13 protein-coding genes are annotated in these 16,599 nt (G+C 36.0%); all 13 read right to left on the reverse strand.

All coding sequences use genetic code 11. The features are described 5' to 3' along the window. Window positions 1-65: 65 nt before the first annotated feature. The 13 genes from ribF to dxr all read right to left on the reverse strand — a co-directional run bounded on the left by ribF (window position 66) and on the right by dxr (window position 16,524). Window positions 66-1,013, reverse strand: a complete 948-nt coding sequence (ribF, locus tag ACTJJ9_RS08175; RefSeq protein WP_145580950.1) for a bifunctional riboflavin kinase/FAD synthetase — start codon at window positions 1,011-1,013, stop codon at window positions 66-68. A 31-nt stretch (window positions 1,014-1,044) separates the two neighbouring features. Further along, a complete protein-coding gene (gene truB / locus ACTJJ9_RS08180; protein WP_145580949.1) occupies window positions 1,045-1,965 on the reverse strand; it encodes a tRNA pseudouridine(55) synthase TruB in 921 nt (306 codons plus the stop codon). A 141-nt stretch (window positions 1,966-2,106) separates the two neighbouring features. Then, the gene (gene rbfA, locus ACTJJ9_RS08185; protein WP_095298153.1) at window positions 2,107-2,463 is read right to left on the reverse strand and encodes a 30S ribosome-binding factor RbfA; all 357 of its coding nucleotides are present in this window, start codon (window positions 2,461-2,463) and stop codon (window positions 2,107-2,109) included. Window positions 2,464-2,480: 17 nt separating this feature from the next. After that, entirely contained in the window at window positions 2,481-2,759 is a 279-nt protein-coding gene (locus ACTJJ9_RS08190) for a DUF503 domain-containing protein (RefSeq protein WP_095298155.1), read from the reverse strand. Then, on the reverse strand, window positions 2,756-4,933 hold the full coding sequence (gene infB / locus ACTJJ9_RS08195; RefSeq protein WP_145580948.1) for a translation initiation factor IF-2: 2,178 nt from the start codon (window positions 4,931-4,933) through the stop codon (window positions 2,756-2,758). The genes ACTJJ9_RS08190 and infB overlap by 4 nt, the downstream gene beginning before the upstream one ends. A 19-nt stretch (window positions 4,934-4,952) precedes the next feature. After that, window positions 4,953-5,258 carry a YlxQ family RNA-binding protein gene (locus ACTJJ9_RS08200; RefSeq protein ID WP_095298159.1) on the reverse strand — a complete coding sequence of 102 codons (306 nt, stop codon included), beginning with the start codon at window positions 5,256-5,258 and terminating at the stop codon, window positions 4,953-4,955. Between the two features lie 4 nt (window positions 5,259-5,262). After that, window positions 5,263-5,535 carry an RNase P modulator RnpM gene (rnpM, locus tag ACTJJ9_RS08205; protein ID WP_095298161.1) on the reverse strand — a complete coding sequence of 91 codons (273 nt, stop codon included), beginning with the start codon at window positions 5,533-5,535 and terminating at the stop codon, window positions 5,263-5,265. A gap of 12 nt (window positions 5,536-5,547) precedes the next feature. Beyond that, window positions 5,548-6,678, reverse strand: coding sequence for a transcription termination factor NusA (gene nusA / locus ACTJJ9_RS08210; protein ID WP_095298163.1), 1,131 nt, complete (start codon window positions 6,676-6,678; stop codon window positions 5,548-5,550). Window positions 6,679-6,933: 255 nt separating this feature from the next. Then, window positions 6,934-7,407, reverse strand: a complete 474-nt coding sequence (rimP, locus tag ACTJJ9_RS08215) for a ribosome maturation factor RimP (RefSeq protein ID WP_095298165.1) — start codon at window positions 7,405-7,407, stop codon at window positions 6,934-6,936. Between the two features lie 355 nt (window positions 7,408-7,762). Further along, window positions 7,763-12,076: a PolC-type DNA polymerase III gene (locus ACTJJ9_RS08220; RefSeq protein ID WP_440768590.1), complete on the reverse strand. Its 4,314-nt coding sequence runs from the start codon at window positions 12,074-12,076 to the stop codon at window positions 7,763-7,765. Between the two features lie 174 nt (window positions 12,077-12,250). After that, a complete protein-coding gene (locus tag ACTJJ9_RS08225; RefSeq protein ID WP_145580946.1) occupies window positions 12,251-13,954 on the reverse strand; it encodes a proline--tRNA ligase in 1,704 nt (567 codons plus the stop codon). Between the two features lie 143 nt (window positions 13,955-14,097). After that, the gene (gene rseP, locus ACTJJ9_RS08230) at window positions 14,098-15,357 is read right to left on the reverse strand and encodes an RIP metalloprotease RseP (RefSeq protein WP_145580945.1); all 1,260 of its coding nucleotides are present in this window, start codon (window positions 15,355-15,357) and stop codon (window positions 14,098-14,100) included. A 15-nt stretch (window positions 15,358-15,372) separates the two neighbouring features. Then, window positions 15,373-16,524: a 1-deoxy-D-xylulose-5-phosphate reductoisomerase gene (gene dxr / locus ACTJJ9_RS08235; RefSeq protein ID WP_145580944.1), complete on the reverse strand. Its 1,152-nt coding sequence runs from the start codon at window positions 16,522-16,524 to the stop codon at window positions 15,373-15,375. Between the last annotated feature and the right edge of the window lie 75 nt (window positions 16,525-16,599).

Below are 16,599 nucleotides of genomic sequence, written 5' to 3' on the forward strand. Positions count from 1 at the left end.
TTTGCCAAGCAATGGTTTTAAGTTACATCAATTAGAATACTATTTTTTTATTCATTTTGCAAGAACTAATACATTTTTTCTGCAAAGAATTGTAATGCATCGTTTTTATCTTTAGAAATTTGAGCAACAAGTTCATCTACATTATGGAACTTTTGTTCACTTCTTATACGTTTGTACCACGAAACAGAAACCTTTTCTCCATATATATCTTGATTAAAGTCAAAAATATGAACCTCAATGCTTGGTTTAAGTTCCTTCTCTTTATTAAAAGTTGGTTTAAATCCAATATTACAAACACCTTTGTATTCTTTTCCCTTCACTGTGAGGGATACCGCATAGACACCTGTAGGAGGTATCAAATACATATCTGGAACATCAACATTCGCGGTCGGAAAACCAATCGTTCTACCTCGTTTATCACCATGCACAACCGTTCCTGAAACGGAATGTGGTCTTCCTAGTAATTTATTCGCATAAATAATGTCACCATTTTTAATCGCTTCACGGATTAATGATGAGCTAATTTTTCGATCATGATCAGTTTGCTTTTCAACAGTCGTACAAGAAAATTGCTCCCTAGAATGTTCAGGCAAGGTGTTCATCGTTCCTTTACCTAAATGTCCATATGTAAAATCAAACCCAGCAACTACATGCTTTACATGGAAATTGATAATATACTCGTCAACAAATTGCTGCGGAGATAATGCAGCGAATTCCTCTGTAAATTCAACTATAAATAAGAGATCGACATCTAACTGCTCGATTAATTTGATTTTTTCCTCAAGAGGTGTAAGATAATCGATTTCCTTTTGTTTACGCAGTACGACAAGTGGATGTGGATGAAATGTCATAACTGCACTCTTCATTCCAGTTTCCTCAGCTATTTCTTTTGCCTTTATGATGACCTTTTGATGTCCTTTATGTACCCCATCAAAATAACCTAAAGCCAAGGTCATTTCATCAAAATCTTGATTGACTTTATGATGTGGATGAGACAATTTTATTATTTTCACAGTCAACTTCACCTTTTCTACTTAAAACAGCTTAATTTTCAATCATTAATATCTTTATTGGCTTCATAAGATGATGCTTCGTCGGATGCTTTGCATAAATTGCGAGGCATCTATCTTCATCATCATACAAAACGATCGGAGCACCTGACTCAAAGTTATGAAATTGTGATGGAAGCTCAAGCACGGCACCATTCTTCACTTTCTTTGATAGCGTATCATGGATAATAAATTTCGGCAAATCTTTTAACGCTTCTCCGATTGATAATAATGACTCTTGAAGAGTACCATTTTCAACTTTCGTCTCAATTTCTTCAAAAGATAAACAATCAGCTAGATCAAATTGTCCTGATTTTGTTCGCACTAGCTTTGACATATGTGCGGGATAACCAAGACGTTCTCCAATCATAACTGCTAATGTTCTAACATATGTTCCCTTTGAACAAGTGACACGAAATTTGAACTTCGACAGGGAGTCAGTGTTCGTAACATCGCCTAACAAGCATATATCGGTTATTGTAATTTGACGAACCGGACGCTCTACCTCAATCCCTGCTCTAGCATACTCATAAAGTTTTCTCCCCTTCACCTTTACGGCGGAGTACATCGGAGGCACTTGTTCAATTTGTCCAAGCATAGAATTGAGAACCTGTTCAACTTGTAATTTTAATAATGGAGATGTAACATTTCTTTGTTCAACGATCTCACCAGAAGCGTCCTCTGTTGTCGTTGAAATGCCAATTGTTACTTCAGCCTCATACGTTTTAGAAGAAGCGGTTAAATATTCCACAATTTTTGTTGCCCGTCCAAGACATATTGGTAAAACTCCCGTAACATCCGGATCGAGTGTCCCAGTATGACCTACTTTCTTCGTCTTAGCAAGTTTTCTCATTTTTGCGACACAATCATGAGATGTCATACCAACTGGTTTATTTAATAATAAAACACCTTCCAAATATGATTACCTCCTTTATTCATACCAAACAAACATGCATAGGTATTTTTATCATCATGCAACATAATTGTTCAGCCATTTAACGTACTTATCCATTAACAAAGGGATAGACGCCATTGTCTATCCCTTTGTAGAAAGGAGTTATTCGCCCTGATTATGTTGGGAGTTTAACTCATGAATTAGTGTTTCAATTCTATTACCGTAGTCAATTGATTCATCAAATTCAAATTGAATTTCAGGCGTTTTTCTTAGACGAATTCTTTGCCCAATTTCTGAACGGATAAAGCCTTTAGCCTTAGCTAATCCTTTTAATGTGTTTTCTCTTTGTTCCTCATCACCAAGGACAGATATATATACCTTTGCAATTTGTAAGTCTCCAGATACACTTACATCTGTAACTGTAACAAAACCAATACGTGGGTCTTTAATTTTCCGTCCAATTATATCGCCTAATTCCTTTTTCATTTGTTCAGCGACACGGTTTGCCCTTAAGCTCATGCCATTCACCTCTTCATTTACAACCATTCAAACATAGTAACAGTTCGCTCAATTTCAGGAAAAGAATCTATAAATCCTAAAACATTTTGCAGCTCTCGCTCAGTCTGAACTTTAGATGAACTGATCGCAACAATACCGAATTTCGTTCGTTGCCAAGTGTCTTGAAAATCTATTTCAGAAATTGAAACATTGTACTTTTGCTTGATTCTTGTAAGAATTCGTTGTAAAACTGCTCTTTTTTCTTTTAGTGATTGTGTGTCATATATTATGCATTCACAATCAATAAATCCTATCATTTCCGCTCAATTTCCTCCATCACATAAGCCTCAATGATGTCTCCTTCTTTCACATCATTGTAATTCTTAATTGTGATACCACATTCATAGTTACGAGCAACCTCTTTAACGTCATCTTTGAAACGTTTTAATGTATCAATTTCACCTTCAAAAATAACAATTCCATCTCTAATTAAGCGAACCCCACTATCACGGGTAATTTTTCCTTCTGTCACATAACAACCAGCGATCGTTCCGATTTTTGATACTTTAAATGTTTGACGAACTTCAACTTGACCAATTACCTTTTCTTCAAATTCTGGATCAAGCATACCTTTCATCGCTGATTCAATTTCTTCGATTACTTTATAAATAATTCGATGCAGGCGGATATCTACATTTTCAACATCTGCCGTTTTCTTTGCACCACTATCAGGGCGAACATTAAAGCCAATAACGATAGCGTTTGAAGCAGCTGCAAGAATAATATCTGATTCAGTGATCGCTCCAACACCAGTGTGAATAATTTTTACTCTCACACCTTCAACATCGATTTTTTGTAAAGCAGCAGCCAATGCTTCAACAGAACCTTGAACATCTGCCTTTACGATTAAATTAATGTCTTTAATATCACCTTGTTTTATTTGTTCAAATAAATCATCTAAGCTTAGCTTAGAGCCTTCACTACGCTGCTCATCAAGCTGCTTCTGCGCTCTAGCTTCACCAACCTGACGAGCTTGCTTCTCGTCCTCAAATACCATAAATTGATCCCCTGCTTGTGGGACATCATTTAAGCCTGTAATTTCAACAGGAGTGGAAGGTTCTGCTTCTTTCACACGTCGACCTAGATCATTTACCATTGCACGAACACGGCCGAATGTATTTCCAACTACGATTGGATCTCCGACACGTAATGTTCCATTTTGAACAAGAAGTGTAGCAACTGAGCCTCTTCCCTTATCCAATTGTGCTTCAATAACAGTTCCAGTAGCTCTACGATTAGGATTTGCTTTTAACTCCTCAACCTCAGTTACTAATAAAATCATCTCTAGTAACTCATCAAGACCTTGACCTGTTAATGCTGATACAGGTACAAAAATAGTATCTCCACCCCATGCTTCAGGTACTAAACCATGTTCTGTCAATTCCTGCATGACACGATCAGGATTTGCAGTCGGTTTATCAATTTTGTTAACAGCAACAATGATAGGCACCTCGGCAGCTTTTGCATGGTTGATCGCTTCAATTGTTTGTGGCATAACACCATCGTCAGCAGCAACAACGAGAATTGTAATATCAGTAATTTGCGCACCACGAGCACGCATTGTTGTAAATGCTGCGTGACCTGGAGTATCTAAGAAGGTTATCTTTTGATCATTTGCAACAATTTGGTATGCACCGATATGTTGTGTAATACCGCCAGCTTCCCCTTCAGTCACCTTCGTATTCCGGATTGAATCTAGAAGTGTTGTTTTACCATGGTCAACATGTCCCATAATCGTTACAACAGCTGGACGGATTTGTAAATCTTCTTCACGGTCCTCTTCTTCGTACTTTTCAAATTCTGTTTTTTCAAATACGATTTCTTCTTCAACTTCAACACCATATTCTCCAGCAATTAGTTCAATCGAATCTTTATCTAATTCCTGATTAATTGTTGCCATAGTTCCTAGAAGAAGAAGCTTTTTAATAATTTCTGATGGCTCTTTCCCTAACTTAGCAGCAAGTTCCCCAACAGTGAGGCTGCCTGTAAAGGTAATTTTGCTAGGCAGTTCCTTTTTCGGCTTCGCTTGGATAGGTTGTTGCTGATGAGTACCTTTGTTTTTCTTGTTATGATTATTTTTCTTCCCTTTATTTTGGTTGGATTTGTGATTAGATTGGTTCGGTTTTTTGTTATCACGGTTTGAATTATTAAAAGGCTTTTGTGATTTATTATTTGCAGGTTTATTTTCAATGTTTGTTTTATTATTATCTTGTTTATTTGTCGTTTGATTTGTATTAGTCACTTGTTTCCCCGGTTTCTTATTTGATTCATTATTTGATTTGAATTTTTGGTCTAGTTTTACAATCACATCATTCTCGATCGTTGACATGTGATTATTTACTTCGACATTCATCTCTTGTAACGTAGTAATAATATCTTTACTTGATACATTTATTTGTTTTGCATATTCATATACTCGCATTTTTGTCATACGTTCACCCCCAAGAATATTAATCGAGCAAGGTTTTTAACTTTGTAGCAAAGCCCGCATCATTAATCGCTACAACTACTCTAGCTTCCTTGCCAATTGCTTGCCCAAGTTGGTAACGATTATTTACAGTAATAATAGGTACCTGATAAAATTTACATTTATCTGTTACCTTTTTCATTGTATTATTTGATGCATCTTGTGAGAGTAAAACAAGCTTAGCTCGCTTTTGTCTCACCTCTTTTACAACAAGTTCCTCTCCTGAAATAACTTTTCGTGCTCGATTTGCTAAGCCCAATAAGGACATCCATTGTTGCTGATCGTTCATTTATTTATTTTTTCTCCTTCTCAGCCAACTGTAAGAGTTCATCATATAAAGTATCATCAATCGATGTTTTTAAATGATTGGCAAGGATATTTTTCTTCTTTGCTAGGAGAATGCACTCTTTATCAAGTGTGATATAAGCTCCTCGCCCATTTTTTTTACCTGTTAAGTCGACTGATACATCGCCTTCCTTTGAACGGACAACACGAACAAGTTCTTTCTTTGCTCTCATTTCCCCTGTTGCAACACATTTACGTAAAGGAATTTTGCGATTGCTCATATGATTCACCTCTTATTCACTAACCTCTGGTTCATGTATACTTGTTAAAAGTGGTTCATCGTCAAAATTTTCATCTTTATCTGCTGAGTTTAGTGGATAAATACCAGCCTTTTCAGCATCAGATTCACTTTTAATATCGATTTTCCAGCCTGTAAGTTTTGCTGCTAAACGAGCATTTTGCCCTCTTTTTCCAATGGCCAATGAAAGCTGATAATCAGGAACAATAACTGTTGTCGCTTTCTCTTCTTCATTAACAAGAACTTCGACAACCTTTGAAGGACTTAACGCATTTGCAACAAATTCAATTGGATCCTCAGACCATCTTACAATATCAATTTTTTCACCTTTTAGCTCATTAACAATTGCTTGTACTCGCTGACCTTTAGGCCCAACACATGAACCTACTGGATCAACCTCAGGATTGTCAGAGTGGACAGAAATTTTTGATCTGTCTCCCGCTTCACGTGATACAGATTTAATTTCAACTGTCCCATCATAAATTTCTGGAACTTCAATTTCAAACAATCTTTTTAATAAGCCAGGGTGAGTTCTAGAAACAAAAATTTGCGGCCCTTTTGTTGTTTTTTCAACTTTCGTAATAAACACTTTGATTCGATCGTGTGGTTTATATGTTTCATTTGGCATTTGCTCACTAACTGGTAAAAGAGCCTCAATCTTGCCTAGGCTAACATAAATAAATTTTGAGTCAATCCGCTGAACAATACCTGTCATGATATCTTCTTCACGATCAATAAATTCACTGTAAATAACTCCACGCTCTGCTTCACGAACACGTTGTGTCACGACTTGTTTAGCAGTTTGCGCTGCAATTCTTCCAAAGTCTTTAGGTGTAACTTCCATTTCAATTACATCATTTAACATATAATTTGGATTAATACTTTGTGCTTCACTTAAAGAAATTTCCAGACGTGGATCATACACTTCATCAACTACGTCTTTTCTCGCAAAAACCTTCATCGTTCCAGTTTCCCGATTTAAATCAACTCTTACGTTCTGCGCTTGATTAAAATTTCTTTTATAAGCAGAAATTAAAGCAGCTTCAATTGCTTCAATAATGATATCTTTGCTGATGCCTTTTTCCTTTTCTAATATTGTTAAAGCATCTAATAATTCACTACTCATTTTAACGGTTTCCCCCTTAAAAAATAAACTAAATACAAATTTGTTTGCATGTCCATCTTCATCCTTTTTCATAAAAGCCCAAGTAGAATTGCTAAGAGAGAGAGACAGGTATCCAATAAGTGGTTTACTATCTTCCCACACAATACTACTAAGTAAAAGTCAGCAATGTTTACGTAAAAAGCCTTATAAAAAAAGGAGAGCGAGGAAAAAAATCTCTTATTTTTATTTCTTTTTCAAATGAGATGATTTTCTCATTTAATTAAAGGTTACAGCTAATCTTGCTTTTGCAACTTTAGCATAAGGGATTTCAATTTTCTTCTTTCTAGTTTTTATCGTAACAGTTACAGTGATCGTTTGACCATCAAATGCTGTCAGGACACCTTCAAACACTTTTTCACCATCGATAGGCTCATACGTTTTGATATGAACTTGCTTACCAATAGACTTTTCAAAGTCAGCTTCTTTTTTTAATGGTCTCTCAGCACCAGGTGAAGATACCTCTAAAAAATAGTTATGCTGAATTGGGTCAGTTTCATCTAGCTGTTCACTTAAGCGTTCACTTACAATTCCACATTCTTCAATGTCAACGCCTTTTTCGGAATCAATAAAAACTCGAAGAAACCAATTTGACCCTTCTTTTACATATTCAATATCCACTAACTCTAAATTCATATCATTCACGATTGGTGTAACTAATTGTTCTACGATATCTGTTACCTTCTTGCTCATTCTCTTCCTCCTTGCTAAGAAACCGTAGCGAATGTTTTTTAAGACTAGTCGAAATCATCAAGAAATAATCAGCGCTAATTTAGCATTTAATAATATATGAATAAGTAAAATCGGTTTATACTTTTGATTAAATCTTTGCTAGCCTTATATCGTATGTTGCTGAAAAACCCTGCCTTTTGAGCAGGGAATAATATGTACTATACTATCCGAGTGACAAGAGTGATTACAATACGAAAGAGTGGGTTTCCCCACTCTCCTTTTTCTCTGCTTATCGTTAGCATTTCCATTTAAAGCATAACATAACCATAAATTTATTGCAAATATACGGGTAGGTTTAGACTGTTCATTTAAAAGATTAAAACAGTGATAATTGATTTTGATCAGGTAATTCATCCAAACAACCTTGTGCATTAAGATACTCAATGATTGTTTTCGATACCTTTCCACGGCGTTGAAGATCTTCTTTTGATAGAAATTCTCCTTCTTCTCTTGCTTTGACAATGTTAATTGCCGCGTTCGTTCCTAAACCTGGTATCGAATTAAATGGTGGAATTAATGAATTCCCATCAATAATAAATTCATCTGCACTAGATCGATAGAGATTAACCTTTTGGAAGGAATAGCCTCTTTCACACATTTCTAAAGCTAATTCTAATACAGTTAAAAGGTTTTTCTCTTTTGGTGATGCATCTAATCCTTTTGCATTTATTTCTTCAATTTTTGCTCGAATAGGTGTAGAACCTTTGGCCATTGTTTCAATATCAAAATCATCTGCACGGACAGTGAAATATGCCGCATAATAAAGAAGTGGATGATGTACTTTAAACCATGCAATTCTCACTGCCATTAAAACATATGCTGCAGCATGTGCCTTAGGGAACATATACTTAATTTTAAGACATGAATCAATATACCAATCTGGAACATTCTGTTTTTTCATTTCTTCTTCCATTTCATCTGTTAACCCTTTACCTTTACGAACAGATTCCATAATTTTAAATGCAAAGGAAGGTTCCAATCCTTGATAAATTAAGTAAACCATAATGTCGTCACGACAACCTATTACTTCGCTTAATGTACAAATATTATTGTGAATTAATTCTTGTGCATTTCCTAACCAAACATCTGTACCATGAGATAGTCCTGATATTTGAACAAGTTCAGAAAACGTAGTTGGTTTTGTGTCTTCAAGCATTTGCCGCACAAATCGTGTACCAAATTCAGGTATACCAAGTGTTCCCGTTTTACACATTATCTGCTCTTCTGTGACGCCCAATGACTCAGTCCCACTGAAAATTTTCATTACTTCAGGATCATCGGTAGGAATGGTCTTAGGATCAATACCGCTTAAATCTTGAAGCATGCGGATAACTGTCGGATCGTCGTGTCCTAGAATATCTAATTTTAATAGATTATCATGGATAGAATGGAAATCAAAATGAGTTGTCCGCCATTCTGAACCAGTTGCATCTGCTGGATACTGAATAGGTGAAAAATCATAAATATCCATATAATCAGGAACAACGATAATTCCGCCTGGATGCTGTCCTGTTGTCCGTTTAACACCAGTACAGCCTTGAACTAACCGATCTACTTCTGCACCACGATAGATTAAATTATGGTCATTTGCATATCCTTTTACATATCCATAAGCAGTTTTCTCTGCAACAGTACCGATCGTACCTGCACGATACACATTGTCTTCTCCGAACAATACTTTCGTATAGTTATGTGCAGTAGGTTGGTATTCCCCAGAGAAGTTTAAATCGATATCAGGTACCTTGTCCCCTTTAAACCCAAGGAATGTTTCGAACGGAATATCGTGTCCGTCCTTCTGATATTGCGCTCCACAGTTTGGACATTCCTTATTAGGTAAGTCAAAGCCAGAGCCAACAGAACCATCATTAAAAAATTCAGAGTGTTGACATTCAGGACAAACATAATGAGGTGGCAATGGGTTTACCTCGGTAATTTCCGTCATCGTTGCAACAAATGAGGAGCCGACCGAACCACGAGAACCTACTAGGTATCCATCATCCAATGATTTTTTTACTAGCTTGTGAGAAATTAAATAGATAACAGCGAAACCATGGCCAATAATACTTTTAAGCTCTTTTTCAAGTCTTGCTTCAACAAGCTCCGGAAGGTTTTCACCATAAATGCTTCTTGCTCGCGAATAACTCATTGCCCGAATTTCCTCATCTGCACCTTCAATTTTCGGTGTATACAAGTCATCCTTAATCGGTTTTATTTCGTCAATCAAGTCCGCGATTTTATTCGTATTTTCAATGACAATTTCTTTTGCTTTTTCAGAACCTAAAAATGCAAAACAATTTAACATCTCATCAGTTGTACGGAAATGTACATTAGGTAATTCATGGCGATTTAGCGGATTTGCCCCACCTTGAGAGCTAATTAATATTTTTCGGTATATTTTATCAACCGGATTTAAATAGTGGACATTACCTGTTGCAACAACAGGCTTATTGAGCTTTTCACCTAATTTTACAATATTAGTTACAATCTCTTTTAAAGCATTTTCATCCTTAATATATTCCAAATCAATTAAATGATTGTAAACTTCTAAAGGATGGACTTCTAAATAATCATAATATTGCGCAATTTCCTCAACCTCTTCAGGAGATTTTTGCATCATCCCTTCAAAAACTTCCCCTTTATCACAGGCAGAACCAATGATTAAGCCTTCTCGATATTTATTTAACTGTGACCGAGGAATTCGCGGGACTCGATAAAAGTAATTGAGATGCGAAATTGAGACTAGCTTAAATAAATTTTTCAAGCCGATATCATTTTTTGCTAAGACTGTTGCATGGTATGGACGAGACCGTTGATACGCATTGCCTTTTCCCATATTGTCATTAAATTGATTATGGTATTCAATGCCTTTTTCTTCGGCATCCTTCAACATTTTAATCAGTAAAAATCCTGTTGCTTCACAGTCATAGATTGCACGGTGATGCTGTGTCAAATCAATATCGAACTTTTTACATAGAGTATTTAACCGGTGGTTTTTTAACTCAGGATATAAAAAGCGTCCTAGTTCCAGCGTATCAATTACCGGATTTTTTGCTTTTTCTTCACCTAAATGCTTTTTAAAACCTACATTTAAGAAGCCCATATCAAAACTTGCATTATGTGCAACTAATATGTCATCACCGATCCACTCTTTAAATTTCGCTAACACCTCATCAACGTTTGGTGCATCTGTAAGCATATCATCTGTAATACCTGTTAAATCAATGATTGTCGCTGATAATGATTGATGTGGATTTGCAAAGGATTCAAATCGATCGATAATTTCGCCGCCACGAACCTTTACGGCAGCTAATTCTATAATTGTGTCATATACTGCTGATAAACCAGTTGTTTCCACGTCAAACACGACATAGGTTTCATCTGCTAACAAACGGTTTGCATCATTGTATGCAATAGGTACACCATCATCAACTAAATTAATTTCAGCGCCATAGAGAATTTTCACACCATGCTTCTTCCCTGCAGAGTATGCTTCAGGGAATGATTGTGCGACAGCATGATCTGTTAAGGCAATCGCCTTATGCCCCCATTTTTTCGCTTGCTCAACATATTTACTAACTGATGTTACTGCATCCATTTGGCTCATCGGAGAATGAAGATGTAATTCAACGCGTTTTTCCCCTTCTTTTGAACGATCGACCCGTTCATTAGGAGCAATTTCATTAATATCATTCGCGATCATGACTAAATCTCGAACAAAGGTATCGTTTTGAATACTTCCTCGTACTTTTAACCACATACCTTTTTTAACTGCTTGTACGAGCACTGCATCTTCTTTATCTCTAGCAAACATTTTCACTAAAATCGAACTTGTATAGTCAGTAATTTTGAAGGTAAGTAACGTTCTACCGCTTCTTAATTCCTTCGTTTCTGCGTCAAATACATACCCTTGAATCGTTGTTCTTCGTTCCTCATCCTCAATAGAAGCGAGCGTGCGTATTTCTTCATCATTTTTAATTGTATAACCTATCGTCAATGGACCAGAGAGCTCTGGTTGAGATTGATCTTCCTTCTCCGCCTTCACCATATCTTCTAATGCTTTAAGTCCCTTTTCTTTATCTTCTTGTCGTTTTAATTCCTGGAACTTTTTAATTTCTTCCTCTGATACAGCAACAGTTGTGTCTAATTGGAAAACTGGAAAGCCAAATTGCTGAAAGCTCTCTTGGATTAATGAAGCATATTTTCTCTTAATTGTCATTGCTTCTGTATCATTTTTCGTTTTAACAATGACTTTAACACCTTGTACCGTTGGAACTTGCTCATTTAATAGCGATAGCATTGGTGGTGAAATCCCATCCAACTGGCTAATACAAATTGACCAATAATCTCTGACAAGCTTTTCATCAAATATTGCTTCCTTCGCTTCGATTGAAAAGGTCACTTCTGCAATATGAGAAAATGCTTTTATTAGTCTTGTCTGAAATAATTGAAATACGTCAAAGGGTAAAATTCTTTCAAATTGAAAATGGAAATGCCACTTTTTACTTTGTTTATGAACAGTTAATTTTGCAATTAAACCATTTTTAAAGTGAACGACAACAGCATCCTCTGTTAGATTAATTTGCTGAAGGAGTAGCTGCATTCTCTCTTTTTGATTTATTTCTACTTCCATCATATTCCCCTCTCTCCACTTTCTTTTCCCCAATGGAATAGAGTTTACAAAGAGAAAAGGCTGCCTCATTTTGATAAACAAAACCTAAAAAGGTTTGTCCATTTTCTTCGAGTCAGCCTCTCTCGTTTATTCTAAAATTATTTTAACATGGTTTGTCTGTTACTGTAACCTTTTTTAGTTTCCAAGTATTTTCTTAATCTTTTCTGATAATTCATCTACTGGAACATCAAAAGCTTCACCAGTTTTACGTACCTTTACCTCAACAATACCTTCTGCAGCCTTTTTGCCAACTGTTACACGAATTGGTATACCAATTAAATCTGAATCGGCAAATTTAACACCTGCACGCTCTTTTCGATCATCGATAAGAACTTCATAGCCTTGGTCAAAAAATTGCTTATAAAGTTTTTCGGCTAAATCCTTTTGCGTATCATCCTTCACATTTACAGGAATCACATGTAATTGGAATGGAGCAACCGTTAATGGCCAAACGATTCCATTTTCATCATGATTTTGTTCAATTATTGCTGCTAATGTTCTAGAAACACCAATTCCATAGCAGCCCATAATCATTGGCTGTGTGCGCCCATTTTCATCAAGGAAGGTTGCGTTCATCGCCTCACTGTATCTCGTACCAAGCTTAAATACATGACCAACCTCGATCCCTTTTGCAAATTTGATTCTTCCTTCTCCATCAGGTGATTTGTCCCCTTCTTGAATGAAACGCAAATCAGCAAACTGAGTTATATTTGCATCTCTCTCAACATTCACACCTTTATAATGATACCCTTCCTCATTTGCTCCACAAATGCCGTTAACAATAGCTGCAACTGCATGATCAGCTATAACCTCAATATTCTCAGGGACATTAATTGGGCCAATAAAACCATGTACACAATGTAAATTAGCTAATGTTTCTTCAGCAGTTGCTAATTCAACAACAGAAGCACCATATAAGTTCTTTACCTTAATGTCATTTACGTCATGATCACCGCGAACTAATACTAATACAAAGCGATCATCAACAGAGAATAAAATAGATTTTATGCATTTTTCTTTCGGTACGTTTAAATAACTTGAAATTTCTTCAATTGATTTTTGATTTGGTGTTGCTATTTTTTCTAAATCTGAAATCTCTTCCACGCTTTTTTCGTATGTTTCAACAACTGGCGCCATCTCGATATTAGCAGCATATTGGGACGTATCAGAATATGCGATCGTGTCCTCACCGATATCAGAAAGCACCATAAACTCATGTGTATCCTTACCGCCCATTGCACCAGAATCCGCAATAACCGCTCGGAAATCTAGACCACATCTTGAAAAAATATTTTGATATGCATCAAACATTTTTTGATAGCCTTCATCTAAGCTTTCAAACGTATCGTGAAAGGAATAAGCATCTTTCATAATAAATTCACGGCCACGTAAAACTCCGAAGCGTGGGCGTTTTTCATCTCTAAATTTTGTTTGAATTTGATAAAGAGCTAGAGGTAATCGCTTATATGATTTTACTTCATCTCTAACAAGGCTTGTAATTACTTCCTCATGAGTTGCACCTAGAGCAAATTCTCGACCATGACGATCCTTTAGTCTCATTAGTTCTGGTCCATATGAATACCAGCGACCTGATTCTTGCCATAATTCTGATTGTTGAAGTGCAGGCATAAATAGCTCTGATGCTCCCGCTCTCTCCATTTCTTCACGGACAATTTGTTCGATTTTCTTTAATACCTTTTGCGCTAATGGCAAGTAACTGTAGACACCACTAGTATTTTGTCTTATATATCCTGCACGCAGCATTAACTGATGGCTTTTCACCTCTGCATCAGCTGGAACTTCCCTTAGAGTTGGAATAAATGTCATACTTTGTTTCATATCGAGCACCTCTATTATATTTTAAACTCTTCATTTAGTTGTTAGACTTAAATCAGTGGAGGATATCTGTTCCTCCACTGATTGATTATAATATGGATTTTTCATTATAGATGATCCACGGGATTAAAAATGATAATCAGATATTATAGAAATAATCGTTGAATATCATTCCATGTTACAACAAGCATTAACAACATTAGTAGTGAAAACCCAATAAAATGAACAATTCCTTCTTTTTGCCGATCAATTGGTTTTCCTCTTAACCCTTCGATGATTAAGAATAACAGTCGTCCGCCATCCAATGCTGGGATTGGCAATAAATTGACGATTCCAAGGTTAATACTAAGCAATGCAGCCCAGCGAAGTAAATTGATCGTACCGGAATCTGCTACTTGGTCTGTCATATCATAAATACCAACAGGGCCTGATAACATATCAATAGAGAATTGTCCGGTAATAAGCTTACCAAAACCGACTAATATTTCTTTCGTCCATGTATACGTTTCAACAAATCCATACTTAATTGAACTTAAAAATGACTTGTCAACAGGGTTATATGCACCGATTCTCCCGATTGTTTCTTCTCCTACTTTAGCAGACTCTGGAACAACCTCTACAGACAGAATTTCCTTTCCGCGTTCAACTTCAAAGGTTAATTCTTTTTCTGGATTATCACGAATGATTGAGACAACCTCTTCCCATTTTGCTGTAGGTTGTCCTTCAATCGAGTGGATAATATCTCCTTCCTGTAATCCTGCTTCTTTAGCAGCACCGTCATCTGTTAACTGACCTAATCGAGGGTCATTAACCGGTGCACCTTGAATTAAGCCTAATGTAAACAAAATGACAAATGCTAAAATAAAGTTCATCATCGGCCCTGCAAAAATAGCTGCAATTCTTTGACCAACAGTTTTCGATTGAAACTGGCGATTATAAGGGGCAATTTGAACTTCTTGACCATCAACAATAAAGAACGATGTTTCACTTACATCAAACCGTTTAAGAAAGTCCTCTTCACCATGCTCATACCCGGAAATAAACATGTTATGTTCTAAATCTACATTCTCAACTTCAATAATCCGTGCTTGTGGATATTTTTCTTTATTATTTAAGATAATTTTTTCGACCTTATTTTCATCATTAAAAAGTAATCCGACATTATGACCTGGTTTTACCTCAATTACTTCTGGATCTTCCCCAGCCATTCTTACAAATCCACCAATCGGTAGTAAACGAATTGTATAGACTGTTTCATTTTTCTTGAATGATAAAATTTTAGGTCCAAAACCAATTGCAAATTCTCTACATAAAATACCAGCTCGATTTGCAAATATTAAATGGCCTAACTCATGGAAAAATACTAGAGCTCCAAAGATCAGGATAAATGCTATCACCGTATTCATTTTGTATGACCACCTTTATGAGATTAATGTTTGTACAAATCTACGTGTTAGCTTATCTACTTCTTGAATTTGCTCTAAACTAGGAAGAGCAATATTTTCATGCTTTTCAAGAGATGTTTCAATCAAATTTTCAATATGCAGAAAGCTTATTTTACCTTTTAAAAACGCTGCAACAGCTTCTTCATTTGCTGCGTTTAATACAGTAGGCATTGTACCTCCTATTTTACCTGATTCATATGCATATTGTAAGCAACGAAACCTATTAAAATCTGCCTTTTCAAAATGTAATTGTCCGATTTCCGATAGATCAAGTCGTTTACCGTGCATTAATGGTAATCGATTAGGATATGTTAGCGCATATTGAATTGGAACTCTCATATCAGGTGTTCCGAGTTGTGCAATGATGCTATGATCCTGGAACTCAACTAAAGAATGGATAATGCTTTCTTTATGTAAAAGTACATCAATTTTTTCATATGGCATATTAAAAAGCCAGTGAGCTTCTATTACCTCTAGTCCTTTATTCATCATTGTCGCTGAATCTATTGTGATTTTTGCTCCCATTGACCAATTAGGATGATTTAAAGCTTGCTCGACTGTAACACCTTCTAATTCATCTCTCGTTTTATCTCGAAAGCTGCCACCTGAGGCTGTAACGATTAGTCTTTCAATCGACTTTTCGTTCTCCCCTTGCAAACATTGAAAAATTGCAGAGTGCTCACTATCTACAGGCAAAATCGAAACATTATGTTTCTTTGCTAGCTCAGTCACAATATGACCAGCAGTTACAAGTGTCTCCTTGTTAGCAAGTGCAATCGTGATGTTATTCTCAATTGCTCTTAATGTCGGAATTAATCCAACACTTCCAACAACAGCATTAACAAGTACATCAACACCATCATAAATCGCTGCCTCTATCAGCCCTTCTTCGCCATAATGAAATGAAATCTCTTCCTTAGTAAACGTATCTTTCAATATGTCATATGTGGCTTTATCTTTTACTGAAACGAATTTAGGATGAAATTTGTTAATGATCTCAATGCCTTTTTGATAGTTCGTACCAAATGACATAGAAACGAGCTTAAATTCATTTGGATGGGAAGCAATAACATCTAACGTTTGTATGCCTATCGAACCTGTGGCACCTAATAAACTTATATTTTTCAATTATTTCCTCACGTCCAATCAATCCTCATTTCTACCTAATTAAAGGTTAGAGATGAGATTCTTCATTTTGCTTCA

Source organism: Metabacillus sp. 22489 (assembly GCF_052044855.1).
GTDB lineage: Bacteria > Bacillota > Bacilli > Bacillales > Bacillaceae > Metabacillus > Metabacillus niabensis.